This window comes from Neisseria flava, assembly GCF_982712965.1.
Genome location: NZ_CEXQBZ010000114.1, coordinates 1 through 21,556, shown reverse-complemented (window position 1 = coordinate 21,556; position 21,556 = coordinate 1). Strand labels below are relative to the sequence as shown.

The window sequence follows — 21,556 nt, the reverse complement described above, 5'->3', positions numbered from 1 at the left end:
TTATTCAAACGGCTTTTTCTGCCAATAAAACTTATCTCTTTTCAGACGACCTTTAAAGATTTCATCGCCGCCCAATTCAAACACCAGCGCGCCCGACAAATCCGTCCGCAACAAAGTTGCGCCGTGTGCGCGGACGCGGGTTTGGACGGCGGGGGTGGGGTGTTTGTAGGCGTTGGCGTAGCCACTGGAAGCGACGGCATATTTGGGCGCGACGGTGTTTAGGAAGCCGCCGGATGAAGCCGTATTGCTGCCGTGGTGTCCCAATATCAAAACTTGGCTGTACAGCGAGCTGCCGTAGCGTTCTACCAGTTCCGCTTCGCCCTTCACGCCCAAATCACCCGTAACCAGCAAAGCCTGTCCGTCGGAAACGATGCGGAAGACGCAGCTTTTGTCATTGTCTTCGCTACCTGGGTTTTCAGACGACCTCAATAACTCGAAATCCACGCCGTCCCATTGCCATTGCGCTTCGGTGCAAAGTTTTGCGTTCGGATAAAACTCAGGCTGCCCCGCCAGCGTTTCGCCGATTTCAATATCGGAAACGGCATCCAAACCGCCGTCGTGGTCGCTGTCGTGATGCGACAAAATCAGCGTGTCCAAACGGCGCACACCCATGGCGTTCAGGCTCGGCACGATACCCGTTTGTGCCGCCTGCGCCGTCCCTGTGTCAAACAGCAGGTTGCGGTCGCGCGTCTGTATCAATACCGACAAACCCTGTCCAGCGTCCATCACGGTAATCCGCGCCAAGCCGTCGTCCAAACGGTCGGGGCGGTAAAACACAAATCCTGCCAACACCAAACACGCCCACGGTCGCAAACCCAGACCGCGCGGCAACAGCCACAGCAAAGCCGCTGCAAAAGCCAAAACCAACAGCGGCACAGGCGCGGCGGCTACGGCAAATTCAGGCGACACCTCCGCCAGCCAAACCAAGCCGCGCAAAGTGTATTCCGCCAAACCTGCCGCTGCCCATTGCAAAGGCACGAACGGCAACACCGACCCCAGCAGCGCCACAGGCGTCAGCACCCAAGAAAACCAAGGAATCATCGCCGCATTGACCAAAGGGCTAATGATGGGCAACGACGCAAAAATATAGCCCAGCAGTACCACTGACAACACCGTTGCCGCCCATTGTCCGCGTACAGCCAAACGCCAGCCGCGTTCTTTCAGACGACCTGCCGAAGCCCAAATCAAGGCGGCAACCAAGCCGAACGACAGCCAAGTGCCGACGCCCAAAACCGCCAACGGATCGAGCAGCAACACCACCGCCAAAGCCTGCCACCACGCCGTCCAGCCCGAAGACAGGCTGCCGCGCCACCAAGCCCAGGCAAACGCCGCCAACATCAAAACGCTGCGCTGCGTCGGCACGGAAAAGCCCGCCAGCAGCGCATAAAACAAAGCCCCTGCCGCGCCGCCCGCCAAAATCCACACGCGTGGTTTTGCCGGTATCCAAGGCAGTCGTCTGAAAATCAGTTTGACCAGCCAACCCGCCAACACCGCCACCATCGTAACGTGCAGCCCCGAAATACTGACCAAGTGCGTCAAACCCAAAGGTCGGAACGCCTGCCACAGTTCGGGCCTCAACGCCGATTGTTCGCCTATGCTCAAAGCCCGCATCAGACCGATACCGTCCGAAAAATCCGGACTGTCCGCCCCGACAGCCTGCCAACGGCGGCTGACCGCATCGCGCCACACCGCCAAGCCGACACCGCCGCCCTCGCGAACCAAGCTCCTGCCTTTGCCCAGCGTACCCGCGCCATCCAAACCGTTTGCCAACGCCCAAGCCTCGCGGTTCAGCCCGCGCAGGTTCACTTCGCCGATAACCGGCTTGAGCCGTGCCGACACCTTCCAGCGGCTGCCCACCGCCCAATCGCGTTTCTGATAATCCGACAGCAATAAATCAAACTGCCGCCCATCCTCCGTCCACGCCTTCGCCGCAAACTGCACCCGCCGCCCGTCGCCGCGCGGCATATCCGCGACTTCAACCGTCAACACCGACTCCGAAGCCTCGTTCAGCGGCCATTGTGCCGACAAAGCCGCTTCCATCCGAAAGACGCCGTAAGCCGCTCCGAGCAGGACGCACAACATCATTCCCACCGCCGCAAACCGCCGCGAAGCCGCCAGCAAAACCAATGCCGCCGCCAGCCACACGCCCCAATGCGGTACGGACGGCAAAGCGAACGAAGCGATGACGCCGACGACCCAAAACGGCAATCCATAATATTTCAGCAAAATGGTTTCCCTTTTTATTATTAGTTTTGAAATTAGGTGGGGATAATAATTGAATTTCCTACAAACGTCATGAAAAAGGTCGTCTGAAAACCTAAACTATGGCTTTCAGACGACCTTTTACTATTTTAAATAATCCTTTACGGAGCGGTTTGCTCCAATTCAAGCGCGGCGGCAAGCAGCGACAGGCGCGCCATTACGCCGTAAACGTAGAGGCGGTTGTGTTCATTATCAACATCGCAATCTTTTTCGGAGCGCGGCATGCCGAGCGAGTCCCATTGTTCGAATACGCGTTTGCAGGCTTCGGGGGCTTCTTGGGAGTTGTCGCCGCTGCCGGTGGGGATGCTGTTCGACAACGGAACGAACACCATGCCGCCCGCGTTGAGGTTTTCGTCCGCGCCGCGTCCTTCGTGTACACGGAAGAAGCCGCCGATAACGAAACGGTCCATCATATAAACGACGGGTTCGCACACGGCGCCGTTCATGGTTTCATAGGTATAAATACCTTCTTGGACAATCACTTCGCTGACTTCCAAGCCTTCTTTCACCTTCGCCATTTTGTTGCGGTTTTTGCGGTTCAGCCCGCGCACTTCGTCGGCGGATTTGACACTCATCACGCCCATGCCGTAAGTACCTGCGTCGGCTTTGACAATCACGAAAGGCTGGTCGGTAATGCCCAATTCGTCGTATTTGGCTTGAATTTTTGCCAGCACGCGTTCTACCGCTTCCGCCAACGCGTCTTCGCCTTCGCGCTCTTGGAAGTCCAAACCGCCAATTTTTTCAAAATACGGGTTAATCTGCCATTCGTCGATGTCAATCAGCTTGGCAAATTCGGCGGCGACTTGGTTGTATGCGCTGAAATGCTCTGTTTTGCGGCGCGTCGTCCAACCGCCGTGCAACGGAGGCAATACGGTTTGGCTGATGTCTTTGAGAATGTCGGGAACGCCCGCGGACAAGTCGTTGTTCAACAAGACGACGCAAGGCGAGAAGCCGTCTGCAAGATGGACGCGCTCGCGGGTACGCAATAAAGATTCCAACAGGATTTTGTCGCCCAATGCAGTTTCAAACTCGGTCGGCTCGGTAACTTCCGGATTCAGGCTGCCCAAACGGACTTCATACCCTGCCGAGCGCAAAATCTCGCTGAGTGCGTAAACGTTTTGCAGGTAAAACGTGTTGCGGGTATGGTTTTCGGGAATAATCAACACGGATTTTGCCGTTTCGCAAGCACGCTGTACCGCATCTTGCGCCGCGACTGCCGCCAGCGGGATGAAATTCGGATTCAGATTGTTGAAACCGCCGGGAAACAGGTTCATATCAATAGACGAAATTTTGTAACCGGCATTGCGGATATCGACCGAACCGTAAAACGGCGGGCGGTGTGCGTTCCATTGCGAACGGAACCATGCTTCAATTTTGGCGTGGTTGCACAAGATTTTCGCTTCAAACGCCTGAAGTTGCGACAGATGTTCGGCAGCCATAACCGGTAATTTCATTCTCTATACCTCTGATGTCGGATGTTGGATACGGATGGAAATGATAGTGCCTTTTTAGGCGGTACGACAAGCATTGTTTCAAATAAAATACCTCTTTTTGTCAACAATTCTACAATTTGTCTAATTTTTGAAATTGATTTTTAGATTTTTATATGAAAATGTAGAAATTAGACAAATTTCTATTGCACTACCCCTGTAAAAAGCCTAAAATCCGCCCATTAAAACAAACCATCTACTCCTATTATTAATAAGTAAAGATAACCCATCATGAGCGCACAAACCCTCTACGACAAACTCTGGAACAGCCACGTCGTCCGCGAAGAAGAAGACGGCACTGTCCTGCTCTATATCGACCGCCATTTAGTACACGAAGTCACCAGCCCTCAGGCATTTGAAGGTCTGAAAATGGCGGGACGCAAGCTGTGGCGTATCGACAGCGTCGTCTCCACCGCCGACCACAACACCCCGACCGGCGATTGGGACAAAGGCATCCAAGACCCAATTTCCAAGCTGCAAGTCGATACTTTAGACAAAAATATCAAAGAGTTCGGCGCACTCGCCTACTTCCCATTTATGGATAAAGGTCAGGGCATCGTTCATGTCATGGGGCCGGAACAAGGCGCAACCCTGCCCGGCATGACCGTCGTCTGCGGCGACTCGCACACTTCTACCCACGGCGCGTTCGGTGCGCTGGCACACGGTATCGGCACTTCCGAAGTCGAACACACTATGGCGACCCAGTGCATTACCGCGAAAAAATCCAAATCCATGCTGATTGCCGTTGAAGGTCGTCTGAAACCGGGCGTTACCGCCAAAGACGTCGCCCTCTACATCATCGGACAAATCGGCACAGCAGGCGGTACGGGCTATGCCATTGAGTTCGGCGGCGAAGCCATCCGCAGCTTTTCGATGGAAGGTCGCATGACCCTGTGCAACATGGCGATTGAAGCAGGTGCGCGCTCCGGCATGGTTGCCGTCGATCAAACCACCATCGACTATGTCAAAGACAAACCCTTCGCACCCAAAGGCGAAGCGTGGGACAAAGCCGTCGAATACTGGCGCACGCTGGTTTCCGACGAGGGCGCGGTATTCGACAAAGAATACCGTTTCAAAGCCGAAGACATCGAACCACAAGTAACATGGGGCACATCGCCCGAAATGGTTTTGGACATCAGCGGCAAAGTGCCGAACCCTGCCGAAGAAACCGATCCCGTCAAACGCAGCGGCATGGAACGCGCCCTCGAATACATGGGTTTGCAAGCCGGTACGCCGCTGAACGAAATCCTCGTCGACATCGTATTCATCGGCTCCTGCACCAACAGCCGCATCGAAGATTTGCGCGAAGCTGCCGCCGTCGCCAAAGGCCGTAAAAAAGCCGACAATGTACAGCGCGTGTTAATCGTTCCCGGCTCCGGCTTGGTCAAACGGCAGGCAGAACAAGAAGGTTTGGACAAAATCTTCATCGATGCCGGTTTCGAATGGCGCGAACCGGGCTGCTCAATGTGCCTCGCCATGAACGCCGACCGCCTCACTCCGGGCCAACGCTGCGCCTCCACTTCCAACCGCAACTTCGAAGGCCGGCAAGGCAACGGCGGGCGCACGCACTTGGTCAGCCCTGCTATGGCTGCTGCCGCGGCGGTCAACGGACGCTTTACCGACATCCGTACCATGGCATAATCTTTCAGACGACCTTGCATAACCACCAAAGGCCGGCTGTAACCACTATCTCCGCGCAAAGGAGATTCTCCAACTCTTAAATCAAGGAATCCAATGATGAACAAACTGTTGATAACCACCCTTGCTGCCCTTACCCTGGCTGCCTGCTCCAGCACTTGGTCCGGAGCGAAAGATGACGCCAGCCGCAACTGGGATAAAACAGAAAACGCTGCCGAGCGCGGCTGGGACAAAACCAAAGCTGCCGTGAAAAAAGGCGGTAACGCTGTTGGCCGCGGCATGACCCATGTCGGCGAAAAAATTGAAGAAGCTACTGAATAAACTGCTATCTTTACACAAGGCTGCCTAAAATATATTTTCAGGCAGCCTACTACGCAAACAATAAGAGTTATAAAAACCTTTACTCAAACCACCGTTTATATTCATGTAACTCCGCATTTTTTCATTTATACCAACTATTGCCTTTTGTGAAGATGCCGAATATTATTAGTAATACAGTAACACAGACTGTACTTTTCAAACTATTAGGAGCTTCAAATGAAAAAATTCGCCCTCATTGCTTTGACCGCTATGACCTTGCTGTCTGCCTGCAATACCATTTCCGGCATGGGCAAAGATGTCAGCGCCGCCGGTAACGCAGTCAGCGGTTCCGCTGAGTCTGTAAAAAATTACTAATCCAAAATCCAATTTCACGCAGGAATCCATACATGAAGAAATTTGCCCTAATCGCACTGACCGCGATGACCTTGCTCTCTGCCTGCAACACTATTTCAGGCGTAGCTAAAGACGTCAGCGCCGCCGGTACTGCTGTCAGCAATACCGCTGAAAATGTCAAAACCTACTGACTAAACAAAATTTAAACGTAAATGCCCCGGAAATCGGGGCATTTTATAATCCTCGACAAACGAAAAAGTACAGAACATGAAAGCCTTTACCAAAATCACCGCCATCGTCGCCCCGCTCGACCGCAGCAACGTCGATACCGACGCCATCATCCCCAAACAATTTTTAAAATCCATCAAACGAAGCGGCTTCGGTCCCAATGCCTTTGATGAATGGCGTTACCTCGACCACGGCGAACCGGGCATGGACAACAGCAAACGCCCGCTGAACCCCGATTTCTCGCTGAACCAGCCGCGTTACCAAGGCGCGCAAATCCTGTTGACGCGCAAAAACTTCGGCTGCGGCTCCTCGCGCGAACACGCCCCTTGGGCATTGGACGACTACGGTTTCCGCGCCGTCATCGCCCCCAGCTTCGCCGACATCTTCTTCAACAACTGCTACAAAAACGGCCTCCTGCCTATCGTGTTGACTGAAGAACAAGTTGATCAGCTTTTCAAAGAAGTCGGAGCCAACGAAGGCTATCAGCTCTCCATCGACCTTGCCGAGCAAACCCTGACCACGCCTAACGGCGAAACATTTAAATTCGACATTACCGAACACCGCAAACACTGCCTCTTAAACGGCTTGGACGAAATCGGCTTAACCCTGCAACACGCCGACGAAATCCGCGATTTCGAAGAAAAACGCCGCCAAAGCCAGCCTTGGCTGTTTAACGGTTGATACATAAAAAGGTCGTCTGAAAACGAGTGTAGCGAATTTCGCTAAAACGCAAAAACAGTTTTCAGACGACCTTTTTTCGTCTCCTCCCTCAAAACATGATTACCGACACCATCACCAACGCCGCCCGTTACGCCGCTTTGCACCCTGACTTCGCCGACGCCGTCCGCCTGTTGCAAACGCTGGATTTCGCCGCCCTGCCCGACGGACAAGTGCCGTGTGAAAATCCAAACATCCGCCTCTTTATCGGCAGCGAACCGATGAGGAGCAAAGCCGATGCCAAGCCGGAAGCGCATTTGAAACACATCGACATCCAAGCTCCCATCAGCGGAGAGGAAACCTACGGCTGGATAGACAGAGGTCGTCTGAAAAACGGTTTGGGCTACGACGAAAAGCGCGACATCGAATTTTTCGACTGCGAATCGGAAACCTGGCTCACGCTCCAACCGGGCGAGTTTGCCCTCTTCTTTCCCAACGACGCACATGCTCCGCTGGTCGGCGACAGGCCAAACATACGCAAAGCCGTTTTTAAAATCCGTGTTGAAACTGAACGTCTGTAATATTCAGACGACCTCACACCCTTATTCAGGACACAATATGTCTTTTTTCAGCAGGTTGTTCCGTTCCAAACCCAAATTAATGAACTGGCAGGAATTTGTCGAATACTTTGCCCGTCGTATCCAAGACGAATTACATTTTGAAGTTAAAATCGACTGGGGTGAAGATATTGCTTCTTCGCCTATCATTGTCCATTTTCCCGAAGATAATGAAGCGTCGTTCAGCACATATTTGAGCAGCCATTACACAAGTTATCTGCAAAATCCTGATGCCTTGAATGCCATTGTTGCTGCCAATTTAGCGGTTATCCGTAAGATTCAAGACACTAAAGCCAGCGTTTCAGCACAACAAATTCTTCCGACGATTAAAAATACGATTTATCTGGAAAACACCAGACTGATCGCAAATAAGGACGAAACCGAACCTATCGATTACCTGGTATTCAAACCGATTGCGGGCGATATCATGTTGCTTTATATGGTGGATACGGATGAATCCATGCATACGCTCAACCATGAACATATGAAAGAGGCCGGTATTGAAGATGAAGACGCCTTGTATCGTACCGCCATGGATAATCTGCGCCAACGGATAAATGGACGTGTCCAAATTCATCATGCTGAAGGTTGGTCATTGGCTCAAATTCATTTGGACAACGACTATGATGCCTCCCTGATTTTGCTTTTAGACGAAGTACTTAAAGACGATCCTATGCTGCCCGCCAATCCTGTTTTTGCAGTCCCGGCACGCAACGCCTTGCTCGTTTGCAGCCCGTCCGATGAAGAAGCTTTGCAGGCGATGGCGAATATTACCCTGCAGGCATTTGAAGAATCTGCCTACGCGATTTCTACCCAGCTTTACCAGTACCATAATGGTACAATCAGCGTTTTCAGAGCAAATTGATTTAAGGCCGTCTGACAAACAGGTACCCTACCCTTTACCTAAAACTTTCCCGTAAGGAAACCCAAAATGACCAAACATATCGCCATCCTCCGAGGCGACGGCATAGGCCCCGAAATCGTCGCCGAAACCGTCCGCGTACTCGACAAACTCATCGCCCAAGGTCTGGACGCCAGCTACGAATACGCCCCACTAGGCGGCGAAGCCTACGACGAATACGGCCATCCCTATCCCGAATTCACGCAAAACCTCTGCCGCAAAGCCGATGCTGTCCTGCTCGGCGCGGTCGGCAGCCCGCAATACGATAACCTCGACCGCCCGCTGCGTCCCGAGCGCGGCCTATTGGCAATCCGCAAAGACCTGAACCTGTTTGCCAACCTGCGTCCCGCCATCCTCTACCCCGAGCTTGCCAACGCCTCCACGCTCAAACCTGAAATCGTCGCAGGCCTCGACATCCTCATCGTGCGCGAACTCACCGGCGACATTTACTTCGGCGAACCGCGTGGCATCCGCGTTTTGGAAAACGGCGAACGCGAAGGCTACAACACCATGAAATACAGCGAAAGCGAAATCCGCCGCATCGCCCACGTCGCCTTCCAATCCGCCCAAAAACGCAGCAAAAAAGTCTGCTCCGTCGGCAAAGCCAACGTCTTGGAAACCACCGAACTGTGGCGCGAAATCTTTGAAGAAATCGGCAAAGAATACCCCGACGTCGAACTCTCACACATGTATGTGGACAACGCCGCCATGCAGCTCGTGCGCGCACCCAAACAATTCGACGTCATCGCCACCGGCAACATCTTCGGCGACATCCTCTCCGACGAAGCCTCCATGCTGACGGGCTCCATCGGCATGCTGCCCTCCGCCTCGCTGGACGAAAACGGCAAAGGCCTGTACGAACCGTCGCACGGCTCCGCTCCCGACATTGCCGGACAAAACAAAGCCAACCCGCTGGCCACCATCCTCTCCCTCGCCATGCTGCTGCGTTACAGCCTGAACGACGAAGCGCGCGCGCAACAAGTTGAAAGCGCCGTCCAAAAAGTGCTACAACAAGGCTTGCGCACCGGCGATATTTACGAAGAAGGTACAAAACTCGTTTCCTGCTCCGAAATGGGCGATGCCGTACTCGCCGCCTTGTGAAAGGTCATCTGAAAACGAGAGTACGTTTTAAGCAAAATGCGCGGAAAACTCCGCGCATTTTTTCAAACGATTTTTATAGCTTTTTGAGGCCTTATCGAGAATGGTGCGGGACAGGTTATATAGTGGATTAACTTTAAATCAGGACAAAGCGACGAAACCGCAGACAGTACAGATAGTACGGCAAGGTGAGGCAACGCCGTACTGGTTTAAAGTTAATCCACTATAGTCTCATTCCCTCTTCTGCCTCCGCCAGCCTGACAGCCCAAAACAAAGCAAAAAACAGTAAAAGGTCGTCTGAAACCCTTTTCAGACGACCTTTACTATTGAAATATGGCATAATCAAAAGCATCAAAAATATCTGACAAGGAATCCCTATCGTGAGTATTTCCCTGCCCCAATACCTGCTTTACCTGCAATATATGCTTGCGGGTGTAGTGATGACTGTCGTTTTCGGCGCGGTGTATCTGCGTATTACGCCTGCGGAAGAGTTGCGGCTGATTAAAAACGGCAACCTTGCCTGCGCCTTGTCATTCGGCGGCGCGCTGGTCGGATTTTGTCTGACACTCGCGTCCAGCATTGCCCACAGCGTCAGTTTCGTCGATTTTATCTTGTGGGGCTTTGCCGCGGCAGTGATTCAGATTTTGGTGTATTTTGCCGCCACGATGATGATTAAAGGCGCAACGGAAGAACTTATCGGCAACAACGCCGCCGTCGGCGCACTCTATGGCGCGGTATCCGTGTCCATCGGTATCTTGAATGCCGCTTGTTTGACCTGATTTATATAAACAGTTTGCAAAATATACGGCTGCCCGCATTTCCGCCCCGCTCCGTGTTATCCCATTCTTCAAAATAAGGAACCGCAATGTTCAACTTTATCAAGAAACAGTTTATCGACGTCATCCAATGGCCGAATCCCGACGACAGCCTGCTGATGTGGCGTTTCCCGATTGCCGATGAGGAAATCCAAAACGGCGCGAGCCTGACCGTGCGCGAGGCGCAGATGGCGATGTTTGTCGATGAGGGCGTAACCGCCGACGTGTTCGGACCGGGGCGTTACACGCTCAACACGCAAACGCTGCCGCTGCTGACCAACCTGAAAAACTGGGACAAACTCTTTGAATCCCCGTTTAAATCCGATGTTTATTTTTTCAATACCAAACAACAGCTTGCGCGGAAATGGGGGACGTCGCAACCCGTTACCGTGCGCGATGCCGAATTCGGCGCGGTACAGTTGCGCTCGTTCGGTATGTACGCCTACCGCATCAGCGATCCGGCAAAATTCTTTAAAGAAGTCAGCGGTGTAGCGGCAGAATACAGCGGCGCGGAGTTGGAAGCCCAGTTGCGCAATATCGCCGTCACCCAACTCGCGGCGGCGTTCGGCAGCTCCGGTATTCCGTTTTTGGACATGGCGGCAAACCAAGTTTTGCTGTCGCAAAAAATCGGCGAACTGCTCGGCGCGGAATTTGCCAAACTCGGCTTGACGCTGGAAAACTTCACCGTCGAAAGCATCACTCTGCCTGCCGCCATCCAAGAAGCCTTGGATAAGAAAATTTCCATGGGCGTCATCGGCGACTTGGGACGCTACACCCAATACCAAACCGCCGAATCCATCCCGCTCGCCGCGCAAAACGAAGGTGGACTTGCCGGAATCGGCGCAGGCTTGGGCGTGGGCGCAGGCGTCGGTCAGGCAATGGCAGGCGCGATGGCGGGTATGATGCAACCCGCGGCACAACCGGCAGCACAACCCGCCCAAACCGTTCAGACGGCCTCCGAAGACCCGCAGGCAAAATTGGCGAAACTCAAATCTCTGTTGGACGGCGGTTTGATTGCTCAAGAGGATTACGATAAAGCCAAAGCGGAAGTGTTGAAGCAGTTGATCGGCTGATCAAAGAGGCCGTCTGAAAACGGTTTCAGACGGCCTTTACCGGTTCGGTCAGTTTATTTATGATGAACTCAACCGCCGATATTTCGACTTTTAAAACCCAATCCGTCCCATACTATTGCAAGGTCGTCTGAAACTTCCACCCCACTTCCGAAAAGCAAACATGTCAAACACCCCCTTCTTTAAAACCGACTGCCCGAGCTGCGGCGCGCCTGTCGAAGCGCATTCCGCCTCAGCCGTTACGCTGGTGTGCGGCTACTGCAACAGCATGCTGGTGCGGCAGGATGACGGTATCGTCGATTCCGGCCGCGATTCCGCATTGCTGGAAGATTTCAGCCCGCTGCAAATCGGTACGGCCGGCACATTCGTTACGCAACGCTTCACCCTGGTCGGGCGGCTTCAGGTGCAATACGACGACGGTGCATGGAACGAATGGTACGCGCTGTTTGACGACGGCAGGACGGGCTGGCTTTCGGAAGCAGGCGATTTGTATGTGATGACCATGCCCGTCGAAACCGACAACCCGCCGCGCTTTGAGGACATTCGGGCGGGATTTAGCGAACTGACTTTCCAAAACAAACGCTATGTCGCCTCAGACGTGCGCCACATCAGCCTGAAACGCGCTGCCGCGCAAGGCGAGCTGCCGTTTGTTTTGAACGAAGACCGTCAGAACAAAGTCGCAGACTGGCGTTGCGAAGACCTTTTCATCACGCTCGATTACAGCGACGACACCCCCGAAACCTTCTTCGGCCGCATGGTGAACTTGGATGATTTGAAGCTGGAAAATACCCGCAGCGAAGACGAAATCAAAGAAAGTGCAGGTCGTCTGAAAGGCAGCATCGCTTCAGAAAACTGTCCCAACTGCGGCTCGTCCGTCCACTGGGTCAACGGCCTCACCTCCCATCTCAACTGCCCAAGCTGCGGCAGCGAATTGGCAATCGGCAAAGACAAAGCCGAACTCATTACTGCCAACGCCATGCGCACCGCGCAGCAAAGCCTGTTTACCCTGCCCGTCGGTTCGAAAGGTCGTCTGAAAAACCGCGAATTTTACGTTATGGGGGCGGTCAGATATGCCGAAACCGACGCACAGGAAACATTCGACAACCTGTTCAGCGGCGCCAATCGCACGCTCACGCCCGAAGGCCAATGGTCGGAATATCTGCTTTACAACCCGACACAGGGGTTCCTGTGGCTGGTCGAATCCGATGACGGCTGGAGCCTTTCCCAAACCCAAAATACATGGCCGCGCCTCGACCGCAACCGCCAACCGCAAGGCTGCGGCAAACTTTACGACTACGGCGGCAGGGTCGAAGTCGCTGCCGGCGCGTTCTACTGGCGCATCCGAAGCGGCGATTTGAACTATTACAGCGACTACCGCGACGGACAAAACCGCAAACTTTCTGCCGAATTGAACACGCACGAAATGGCATGGAGCAAAAGCGTGCCGATTGATTACAGCGAAGTTGCCGAAGCATTTAGCCTGAGCAGCCGCACACCGCATTACACCGCAAAAATGGCGGCAGACGGTATTGATAAATCACTGAGAATCGTAATGACCGCCATTTTGGTTGTCGTCAACCTCCCTGCTCTGATAATCAGCGACAATCCTGCCACCCCCTCCGTCATCTTCATAGGAGCCTGGTTAATGTGGACTATGGGCAAAAAAGACGAGGACGAGGATTAAACCATGTCGAGAACTACTTACATCATTTTCAGTACCATCATCATCGTCATTTCCATGATTATCAGCTACGGTTCTTCCGACTCCGACGGCTCACGTATGCACTCCGGCGGCTATTACGGCGGCGGTTATTACGGCGGTAGCGGTTATTCCGGAGGTCATAAATGACCCATATCCCCGGCAACCACGGTCTTTTGGATTTATATGACTGTGATGAAGCCGTCTTGAAAGACGAGGGTCGTCTGAAAACCGTCCTCAAAGCCGCCGCCCAAGCCGCAGAAGCGACTATCCTCGCCGAACGTTTCCACACCTTCGGCGGCGCAGGTGGTATTACCGGCATCCTACTGCTCGCCGAATCCCACATCAGCATCCACACTTGGCCGGAACACCGCTTCGCCGCCATAGACGCATTTATCTGCGGCGGCATGAAATTGGAAAAAGTGAAGGAAATATTGTGCAGGGAATTGACGGCAGAATGGGCTGTTTGGACGGTTGCGCAACGTGGCGAAGGAATATTGGACGATACTCAGCTGCCAGTAGAACAACAAAACCTGTAAAGGTCGTCTGAAACCGTCTTGATGTTTTCAGACGACCTCTCAGAACCCTAAACCGACATTCAACTCCATGCCGACACGCCGTCAATTTCTCAGTTATACCGCCGCGCTTGCCGCTGCGTCCTCTTTCTCTTGGCTGACTTACAACCGCCTCAACCGTAAACCGCCGGTTTCCGTCAACCGCGTCGGGCTGCCGTTGGGGCATTTGTTGCGCGACGGGAAATTGCTCAGCCCGCCGACCCGCCGTTACGAATGCAATACGTTGATACTCGGCGGCGGCGCGGCGGGTTTGGGGGCGTTGTGGTATTTGGCGAAACACGGTCATCGTGATGTTTTGTTGGCGGAAGGGTTCGAGCGCAACGGCAACAATGCCGCCTACGCCGCTTCAGACGACCTGCAAGCGCCGAGCGGCGCGCATTATCTTGCGTTGCCGTCGAAAGAGAGCGCGTATGTGCGCGAGATGCTGGCGGATTTTGGTATCTTGCAATCGGACGGCAGTTTCAGGGAAACCGATTTGGTTTATGCGCCCGAATCGCGCCTTTTGTATCAGGATAAATGGCAGGAACACCTGTTGCCGAAAACAGATGCGGATTCCAAACGTTTTTTCGATTTGATCGGTCGTCTGAAACAGGCTTACGGCAGCGACGGCAAAAAGATTTTCGCCATTCCAATTGCCTTGTCATCGGCAGACGAAACGTGGCGCAAACTTGATAGCCTGACGTTCAAACAATGGCTTGCGCAAGAGGGCTACACCTCGCCCGAACTCTTGTGGTATCTCGATTACTGCTGCCGCGACGATTACGGGCAGGGCATAGCGCAAGTATCCGCCTTTGCCGGACTGCATTACTTCGCCGCACGCAACAGCGCGGAAACCGTCCTCACCTGGCCCGAAGGTCTGGCGCACCTTTCTGAAAACCTGCGTCGCCATGCCGGTTTGCAGGAAGGTTGGCAACGGTCGTCTGAAAACCGCATCCGCTTCGACAAACCCGCTTCCGTCAACGCATCCGCCGTCAAAATCAAACCCCTTTCAGACGACCGTATCGAAGTTTGGCTGCGCGACAATTCAAGCGGCGAAACCGTCGCCCTGACCGCGCAACACGTTATCTCCGCCATGCCGTTGATGGTCGCCGCCCGCATCGTCGAAAATCCCGCGCAATACGGTTTGAACATTCCCGAATACGCCCCGTGGTTGGTCGCCAATTTCGAGCTGCACAGCTTCCCGAAAGAAAAAAACAACAGCGAAACGGCGTGGGATAACGTCATCTACGGCAGCCAAGGGCTCGGCTACGTCGTCGCCACCAACCAGCTCATCCGCGTCGCCCGCCCCGAGCGCACCATCTTCACCGCCTACGCCGCACTCAACCACGACACCCCGCAAGCCGTCCGCCGCCAACTGCTCGAAGCCACCGACGAAGAACTGCGCGACTTGGCCGCTAAAGACTTGATTACCGCCTACGGAGAGGGCTTCTGGCAACACGTTTCACACGTCGATGTTACGGTACGCGGACACGGCATGAGTGTGCCGAAAGTCGGTTATCTGAACGATGAATCTTTGTTAAAAATCAGAAACCGAGCGTCAGGATTGCTGTTTGCCCACAGCGATTTAAGCGGCTATTCGGTATTTGAAGAAGCCTTGTATTGGGGCGTGGAAGCAGCACGGAAGGTGTTGGAACGGGGCTGAGAGCCGCAAAAAAGGTCGTCTGAAAAAACAAAGACAAAAGGTTTGAAATCCAATGCAGGAAGCCCGATAGCCCTTTCAACCCGTTTTCACTATAATCCCCATTTCCCCACCCCACTCCCTCGCCATGCCTAAAGCCACTTTCTACACCCACGCCGCCGACCCCGCCGCCTTCGCCTGCCGCCTGATTGCGCGCGCCATACGCGACGGCGGACAGATATTGGTGTGGTCAGATTCTGCCGAGACCATCCGCCGCCTCGACCGCGACCTTTGGCAGCAAATCCCCGAAAGTTTCATTCCGCACGAAATCTGGCAGCCTGACCAACCCATGTCGTCTGAAACACCCGTATGGCTCGCATTCGGCAACACACTGCCCACCGTACTTGAAAACGCCACCGTCCTCAACCTCTCGCCCGACTTTTGGAACGAAGCCCCTGTCATCCCCGCCCGCGTACTCGAAATCGTAGGCAGCAGTTTAGAAGAACTCGCCGACGCACGCGAACGCTTCAGCGCATACAGAAAAAGCGGCTTTACCATCGAACACCACAATATGACTGGAAAAGCCTGAAACCGAAGGTCGTCTGAAAACAGCTTTACACTCCAAGCCAAAAATTTAAACAGCTTTGATTCCTTTTGAATCAAACTGGGCTATAATCCCGACTTTCTTTTACTGACCCTTTTAAAAGACGAAAACACCATGAACAAAACTTTCAAATTTAGCGCATTGGCAATCGCCGCCGCATTGGCACTGACCGCCTGCGATAAAAAAGACGCCAATACACCTGCGGCTGCCTCTGCTCCCGCATCCGCAGCTTCTGCTGCAACAGACGCATCTTCTATCGGCACACCGACCCAACAAGCCAGCTACGCAATGGGTATGGACATCGGCAGATCTTTGAAACAAATGAAAGATCAAGGTGCGGAAATCGATATGAAAGTCTTCATCGAAGCCATGCAGGCTTCTTATGAAGGCAAAGAAAACAAAATGACCGAAGCCCAAGCGCAAGAAGTCATGATGAAATTCCTGACCGAACAACAAACCAAAGCCGCAGAAAAACTTCAAGCTGACGCCAAAGCCAACTTGGAAAAAGGCGAAGCGTTCCTTAAAGAAAATGCAACTAAAGAAGGCGTGAAAACCACCGCCTCCGGCCTGCAATACAAAATCACCAAAGAAGGTGAAGGCAAACAGCCTACCAAAGACGACATCGTCGTTGTCGAATACGAAGGCCGCCTGATTGACGGTACCGTCTTCGATAGCAGTAAAGCCAGCGGCAGCCCTGCTACCTTCCCCGTCAGCCAAGTCATCCCTGGCTGGACCGAAGGCATTCAACTCTTGAAAGAAGGCGGCGAAGCCACATTCTATATCCCGTCCAAACTTGCCTACCGCGATCAGGCAGTTCCCGGTGGTAAAATCGGTCCGAATTCCACTTTGGTATTCGACGTGAAGCTGGTTAAAATCGGCAAACCCGAAGACTTCCAGCCTGCCCCCGGTCAAGTTGACATCAAAAAAGTCCAATAAGCCCGCGCTTTAACCCAATGCCCGAACCTAATCTGTTTCGGGCATTTTTCATTACAAATCCACCCCAACTCCCAACTGCCGTTATCTGTTTTCAGGCAGCAATGGTACGGTTTATCCGTTTCAGACGACCTTTGCAAATCCGATTCCCATCCGTATCACACATAGCATTCCGATTTTATTTTGCTATACAATGACTGCCTGAAAAAAAACCGAAAGCCCGACACCATGAAAAACATCGTTATCCTCATCTCCGGCCGCGGCAGCAATATGCAGGCCATCGTCAATGCCTCCATTCCCGATGCCCGCATCGCCTCCGTCCTCAGCAACAGCGCAACTGCCGCCGGACTGGCTTGGGCAGCCGAGCGCGGCATCTCCACCGACAGCCTCAACCACAAAGACTTCCCTAGCCGCCTCGATTTCGACCAAGCCATGATGGAGAAAATCGATGCCTATCAACCTGATTTGGTCGTCCTTGCAGGTTTTATGCGCATTCTCACGCCCGAATTCTGCGCCCATTACCCAAACCGCCTGATCAACATCCACCCGTCCATCCTTCCCGCCTTCACCGGTCTGCACACCCACGAACGCGCCCTCGAAGCCGGCTGCCGCGTTGCCGGCTGTACCATCCACTTCGTGACCCCCGAGCTGGACTGCGGTCCGATTATCTCGCAAGGCATCGTCCCGATACTTGACGGCGACACACCCGACGACATTGCTGCCCGCGTCCTTACCGTCGAACACCGCCTATTCCCGCAAGCCGTTGCCGATTTCGTCGCAGGTCGTCTGAAAATCGAAGGCAACCGAGTTTTCAATTCAGCACGCAACGCCGAAGGGCAAACCCTGCTCGCGTAATCCACTCCCAATTCGCGACACAATACAAGGAAAAACCATGAGCCAAAACCAGTTGACCCTTTTGGATATCATTTCCGAATCCGACTACCGTCAACGCCAAAGCAAAGCCATCGATTTATTCAACCAAAGCCTCAAAAACAACCCTGAAACAACGTTGGCATTATGCAATTTTGTTGTCGGCGACGTACTCAGCAACCAATCCTTTTCTCCCGGTTTCAAGCTGCACTGCCTAAACTGGCTGATCGACCATCACTTGGACCGCTGTGACGAAAGCTACGAGCAGCATCCTGAAGACGACGGCTTTCCCGAAGGCTTCTACGATTTAATCGATTGCCAGTGGAAATTCAAATGGATCATTCCTACGCTTGCCCGCGACCTTTTTCTCGACAAAAAGGAAATCGAGGAAGCGAACGAAACAATGCGTTACCACTATGAAAACATGCGGTTCAGTCTTTCATCATTTTATAAAACCCTGATGCTGCAAAACATCCTGACCGGAGACCACACCGCCGCCAAAGAAAATTTCCAAAAATGGCAGCAAACCGCGACGGACGAATTTTCCGACTGTCCCGCGTGCGAACAGACCGAACAAGTCAACTTCTACCATTTCATCGGACAGTATCAAAAAGCCATCGACACCGCCCAACCCATCTTAACGGGCGAAGTGACCTGCGCCGAAGTGCCGCATATTACCTACCATCCCGTCATCGACAGCATGATACGGCTGGGCAAATATCCGGAAGCAGAGCGTCTTTTGGATGAAGCCATAGACAAAATCAACGCCGAAGAAGACGAAATTTTCGTACGCCTTATCCCCCTCTTCTCCCAACTGGCTTACAAACTCGGACAGTCGCAACGCGCCCTCGATTTGATGAACCGGCACGGCGACGCCATTATTCAACATGCCCAAAACGACAATATGCTCTATTTGGACTACCTCATCGCACTCTACCCCTTTGACGAAGATGCGGCGCAACATGCCCACGAGCTTGCCGCCGACTTCGACAAACGCAACGGCAACAGCCATTACCAAAGCCAGATAGAATTTATGTTCGGTTCGGGCAATCTCCAATAAACCAAGCTCGTCTGAAACCCTTTCAGACGACCCAAAACAGGAGGAAATATCATGAAAACACCAGCCTTGCTTATCGCCGCCGGTCTCGTCCTGAGCGCCACAAGCGTCTATGCCGCAGAGCTGCCCAAATCAGCCACCCTGAAATATTCCGGTAGCTACGGCATCCCCGCCACCATGACCTTCACACGCAGCGGCAACCAATACACCATCGTTTCCAGAATCAAAGTCCCGATGTACAGCATCCGCTTCGAATCCGGCGGCACCATCAGCGGCAACACCATCCGCCCGAGTTACTACAAAGACGTCCGCGGCGGCAAAACCTATGCTGAAGCCAAATTTAGAGGTAATCAGGTTACCTACGGTAAAACAGGCGAGCTGCAAACCGAAACCGTCGGCGGCAACATCAGCGATTTATTCACGCTGGCATGGCAGCTTGCCGCCAACGATGCAAAACTGCCTGCCCGCCTGAGTATCACCAACGGCAAAAAAATCTATCCCGTCAGCGGTATGAGCAAAATCGGCAGCAGCAGCTATACCCTGAACGGCAAAGCCACACCCGTCGAAAAATACCGCGTACAACGCGGCGACGACACTGTAATCTATTCTTTCGCCACCGCCTTGGGCAACATCCCTGCCCAAATCAGCTATACCGACGACGGCAAAACCTACGATTTGAAACTGACTTCCGTCAGCATCAACGGCAAACCTGTCAAACCCTGAAATCCCTAACTAAAAAGGTCGTCTGAAAACCATTTTCAGACGACCTTTCTTCTTTCAAAACCCTACTTAAACCACGACTTAATCCGTGCAAACAAAGACATGCTTTGTTTCTCGAAATTCTCCGCCTGTACAGGTACGGGCGGCGCATTGCGGATCACTTTCATACCGGCAAACGTTTGGGCGACGGGCATGATTTCGATGGAGTTGACGTTCATGTATGCCGGACGCTGATAAAGCCATAGAGCCGTATCCGCGATGTCTTGCGGCTGAATGGATTCGACGTTTTCATAAACCTTTTCCGCCCGCTCGTCATCTCCCTTAAAGCGGACGTTGGAAAACTCGGTACCGCCGCACAAACCCGGCTCGATGTTGGTGACACGGATGTTTTTATCCGCCAATTCCGCACGCAGGTTCATACTGAACTGGCGCACAAATGCCTTGGTCGCGCCGTACACGTTGCTGCCCTCGTAGGCATAGCTGCCGGCAATCGAACCCAGATTCATGATATAGCCTTGTTTGCGCTCCGCCATTTGCGGCAGGATTTGACGCGTCAGGAAAGTCAAACCGACGATGTTCGTTTGAATCATGGTTTCCCAATCGCTGAAATCCGCCTTGTCCGCCGTTTCCAAACCCAACGCCAATCCGGCGTTGTTGATCAGGCAATCGATTTCGGCAAAATTTTCAGGCAGGCTGTCGAGCGCGTTGCGTATCGACTCGGTACGCGAAACGTCCATTTCCAAAGGATAAAACCGCTCGCCCAACTCAGCCGCCAATGCCTGCAGTTTCTCGCCGCGCCGTGCCGCGCCGATAACGAAATAACCTGCCTGAGCAAACGTGCGGCACATCGCCTCGCCGAAACCTGCCGACGCGCCGGTAACCAAAATCGCCATAACTATTTCCTTTCTTTTCTCGTTTTGTAAACCCATTTCAGGTATGATTGCAACTTTTCAGACGACCTCTTCGGATGTCGTCTGAAAAATATGAATAACAAAATACTATCACAGGACACAAAAGCCATGAATACCAAACTCTTCTCAGCGGCGCTGCTCGCTGCCCTGACCCTTTCCGCCTGCGGTGGCGGCGCACCCGCGCAACCCAAAGGCCCGATCTCCGAAGACCGTACCACTGCGTTCAAATCCATGATGCCCGAGTTCTCCGGCATGGGCAAAATGGTAAAAGGCGAAGAGCCTTACGACGTAGAGAAATTCAAGCAGGCTGCGGCAACCTTTGCCGAAAGCAGCAAAAAACCTTTCACCTTCTTCCAATCTGACGACAAAGGCAACGGCCGCGCCCTGCCTGCGGTTTGGTCTGATGCGGCTAAATTCAAAGCCGAAGAAGACAAATTCGCCGCAGCCGTTGAGAAACTGAACGCCGCCGCACAAACTGGCAAGTTGGAAGAAATCAAAGCCGCTTACAGCGAAACCGGCGCAAGCTGCAAATCCTGCCACGACACCTTCCGCGCTCCGGAAGAATAAACCGCTGCGCAGAAACACAAAAAGGTCGTCTGAAATTCAGTTTCAGACGACCTTTTGAGTTTCAATGAACAGGAAAAAAGTCATATCCGAACATTGCGGACAAGTATCCCAAACCGGCTTTTTGTACCGCTGTCATTTCTCTTTTCACGCAGACGCAAGCCGATATGACGCTATCCATTCCCGACAAGGCGCGCTTATCCTGATTTTTTCGATTTGGCGCGGCGCACGGTAATGCTCTCGCCCCCGATACCCCAGTTATCCATATCCACTTCGTCAATGACGACGACCGTGGTCTGCGGGTTTTTATTCAACACACGGGCAAGCAACTCGGTAACGCCATGGATAAGCTTGGCTTTCTGTTCGGCACTCGGAGCCTCGCTGCCGCCCGTTACCTTGATATTGACGTAAGGCATCATTGTCCTTTCTGAAAATGTAGTAAATTCAAATAAACCGATTCATACCGTCCTTCTTGCTTCCGCCTGCGCAGGAAGAAAAATATAGTGGATTAACTTTAAACCAGTACGGCGTTGCCTCGCCTTAGCTCAAAGAGAACGATTCTCTAAGGTGCTGAA

General features: G+C 53.1%; 24 protein-coding genes. 20 read left to right on the top strand and 4 right to left on the bottom strand.

From position 1 onward, the window contains the following. Together AC5M9B_RS06950 and gshA are read right to left on the bottom strand one after the other, a co-directional pair. A complete protein-coding gene (locus AC5M9B_RS06950; RefSeq protein ID WP_487648423.1) occupies window positions 1–2,226 on the bottom strand; it encodes a DNA internalization-related competence protein ComEC/Rec2 in 2,226 nt (741 codons plus the stop codon). A 137-nt stretch (window positions 2,227–2,363) separates the two neighbouring features. Then, complete coding sequence (gshA, locus tag AC5M9B_RS06945) at window positions 2,364–3,716, bottom strand: glutamate--cysteine ligase (RefSeq protein WP_487648422.1); 1,353 nt, start codon at window positions 3,714–3,716, stop codon at window positions 2,364–2,366. A gap of 267 nt (window positions 3,717–3,983) precedes the next feature. Between gshA and leuC the strand changes: the two genes are divergently transcribed. The 19 genes from leuC to AC5M9B_RS06850 all read left to right on the top strand — a co-directional run bounded on the left by leuC (window position 3,984) and on the right by AC5M9B_RS06850 (window position 19,509). Then, window positions 3,984–5,393 carry a 3-isopropylmalate dehydratase large subunit gene (leuC, locus tag AC5M9B_RS06940; protein ID WP_487648421.1) on the top strand — a complete coding sequence of 470 codons (1,410 nt, stop codon included), beginning with the start codon at window positions 3,984–3,986 and terminating at the stop codon, window positions 5,391–5,393. Window positions 5,394–5,489: 96 nt separating this feature from the next. Continuing rightward, a complete protein-coding gene (locus tag AC5M9B_RS06935) occupies window positions 5,490–5,711 on the top strand; it encodes a lipoprotein (RefSeq protein WP_029609583.1) in 222 nt (73 codons plus the stop codon). A gap of 216 nt (window positions 5,712–5,927) precedes the next feature. Further along, window positions 5,928–6,065, top strand: a complete 138-nt coding sequence (locus AC5M9B_RS06930) for an entericidin A/B family lipoprotein (protein WP_003742168.1) — start codon at window positions 5,928–5,930, stop codon at window positions 6,063–6,065. A 32-nt stretch (window positions 6,066–6,097) separates the two neighbouring features. Further along, the gene (locus AC5M9B_RS06925; RefSeq protein WP_009311431.1) at window positions 6,098–6,235 is read left to right on the top strand and encodes a lipoprotein; all 138 of its coding nucleotides are present in this window, start codon (window positions 6,098–6,100) and stop codon (window positions 6,233–6,235) included. Window positions 6,236–6,311: 76 nt separating this feature from the next. Next, a complete protein-coding gene (leuD, locus tag AC5M9B_RS06920) occupies window positions 6,312–6,953 on the top strand; it encodes a 3-isopropylmalate dehydratase small subunit (protein WP_049230214.1) in 642 nt (213 codons plus the stop codon). A 95-nt stretch (window positions 6,954–7,048) separates the two neighbouring features. Next, complete coding sequence (locus AC5M9B_RS06915) at window positions 7,049–7,510, top strand: NanQ anomerase/TabA/YiaL family protein (protein WP_070656611.1); 462 nt, start codon at window positions 7,049–7,051, stop codon at window positions 7,508–7,510. A gap of 37 nt (window positions 7,511–7,547) precedes the next feature. Further along, entirely contained in the window at window positions 7,548–8,411 is an 864-nt protein-coding gene (locus tag AC5M9B_RS06910) for a DUF1444 family protein (protein ID WP_146736498.1), read from the top strand. A gap of 66 nt (window positions 8,412–8,477) precedes the next feature. Continuing rightward, window positions 8,478–9,548, top strand: coding sequence for a 3-isopropylmalate dehydrogenase (gene leuB, locus AC5M9B_RS06905; RefSeq protein ID WP_039855700.1), 1,071 nt, complete (start codon window positions 8,478–8,480; stop codon window positions 9,546–9,548). A 377-nt stretch (window positions 9,549–9,925) separates the two neighbouring features. Further along, a complete protein-coding gene (locus AC5M9B_RS06900; RefSeq protein WP_186805608.1) occupies window positions 9,926–10,324 on the top strand; it encodes a DUF350 domain-containing protein in 399 nt (132 codons plus the stop codon). Window positions 10,325–10,410: 86 nt separating this feature from the next. Further along, on the top strand, window positions 10,411–11,433 hold the full coding sequence (locus AC5M9B_RS06895; RefSeq protein WP_455007375.1) for an SPFH domain-containing protein: 1,023 nt from the start codon (window positions 10,411–10,413) through the stop codon (window positions 11,431–11,433). 160 nt (window positions 11,434–11,593) lie between these two features. Beyond that, entirely contained in the window at window positions 11,594–13,114 is a 1,521-nt protein-coding gene (locus tag AC5M9B_RS06890; RefSeq protein ID WP_487648420.1) for a DUF4178 domain-containing protein, read from the top strand. Between the two features lie 3 nt (window positions 13,115–13,117). Continuing rightward, window positions 13,118–13,279 (top strand): hypothetical protein, encoded by a 162-nt coding sequence (locus AC5M9B_RS06885; protein ID WP_167333215.1) that lies wholly within the window; start codon window positions 13,118–13,120, stop codon window positions 13,277–13,279. Continuing rightward, window positions 13,276–13,668 carry an adenosylmethionine decarboxylase gene (gene speD / locus AC5M9B_RS06880; protein WP_487648419.1) on the top strand — a complete coding sequence of 131 codons (393 nt, stop codon included), beginning with the start codon at window positions 13,276–13,278 and terminating at the stop codon, window positions 13,666–13,668. Before AC5M9B_RS06885 ends, speD begins: the two co-directional genes overlap by 4 nt. Before the next feature lie 67 nt (window positions 13,669–13,735). Then, a complete protein-coding gene (locus tag AC5M9B_RS06875) occupies window positions 13,736–15,346 on the top strand; it encodes an NAD(P)-binding protein (protein ID WP_487648418.1) in 1,611 nt (536 codons plus the stop codon). Between the two features lie 124 nt (window positions 15,347–15,470). Beyond that, window positions 15,471–15,911: a DNA polymerase III subunit chi gene (locus AC5M9B_RS06870; RefSeq protein WP_019270068.1), complete on the top strand. Its 441-nt coding sequence runs from the start codon at window positions 15,471–15,473 to the stop codon at window positions 15,909–15,911. 129 nt (window positions 15,912–16,040) lie between these two features. Beyond that, window positions 16,041–16,862 carry an FKBP-type peptidyl-prolyl cis-trans isomerase gene (locus AC5M9B_RS06865; protein ID WP_107825368.1) on the top strand — a complete coding sequence of 274 codons (822 nt, stop codon included), beginning with the start codon at window positions 16,041–16,043 and terminating at the stop codon, window positions 16,860–16,862. A 225-nt stretch (window positions 16,863–17,087) separates the two neighbouring features. Further along, the gene (purN, locus tag AC5M9B_RS06860; protein ID WP_455007379.1) at window positions 17,088–17,714 is read left to right on the top strand and encodes a phosphoribosylglycinamide formyltransferase; all 627 of its coding nucleotides are present in this window, start codon (window positions 17,088–17,090) and stop codon (window positions 17,712–17,714) included. 37 nt (window positions 17,715–17,751) lie between these two features. Then, window positions 17,752–18,789: a hypothetical protein gene (locus AC5M9B_RS06855; RefSeq protein WP_455007380.1), complete on the top strand. Its 1,038-nt coding sequence runs from the start codon at window positions 17,752–17,754 to the stop codon at window positions 18,787–18,789. 51 nt (window positions 18,790–18,840) lie between these two features. Then, window positions 18,841–19,509 carry a DUF3108 domain-containing protein gene (locus tag AC5M9B_RS06850; protein WP_455007381.1) on the top strand — a complete coding sequence of 223 codons (669 nt, stop codon included), beginning with the start codon at window positions 18,841–18,843 and terminating at the stop codon, window positions 19,507–19,509. Window positions 19,510–19,571: 62 nt separating this feature from the next. Here AC5M9B_RS06850 and AC5M9B_RS06845 read toward each other — a convergent pair whose 3' ends face one another. Then, on the bottom strand, window positions 19,572–20,399 hold the full coding sequence (locus AC5M9B_RS06845; protein ID WP_455007382.1) for an SDR family oxidoreductase: 828 nt from the start codon (window positions 20,397–20,399) through the stop codon (window positions 19,572–19,574). A 126-nt stretch (window positions 20,400–20,525) separates the two neighbouring features. Here AC5M9B_RS06845 and AC5M9B_RS06840 point away from each other — a divergent pair, with 126 nt between their 5' ends. Next, complete coding sequence (locus AC5M9B_RS06840; RefSeq protein WP_101809709.1) at window positions 20,526–20,984, top strand: c-type cytochrome; 459 nt, start codon at window positions 20,526–20,528, stop codon at window positions 20,982–20,984. A 194-nt stretch (window positions 20,985–21,178) separates the two neighbouring features. On the opposite strand, the gene AC5M9B_RS06835 is transcribed toward AC5M9B_RS06840, so the two are convergent. Then, on the bottom strand, window positions 21,179–21,397 hold the full coding sequence (locus tag AC5M9B_RS06835; RefSeq protein ID WP_019270061.1) for a tautomerase family protein: 219 nt from the start codon (window positions 21,395–21,397) through the stop codon (window positions 21,179–21,181). Window positions 21,398–21,556: the final 159 nt, after the last annotated feature.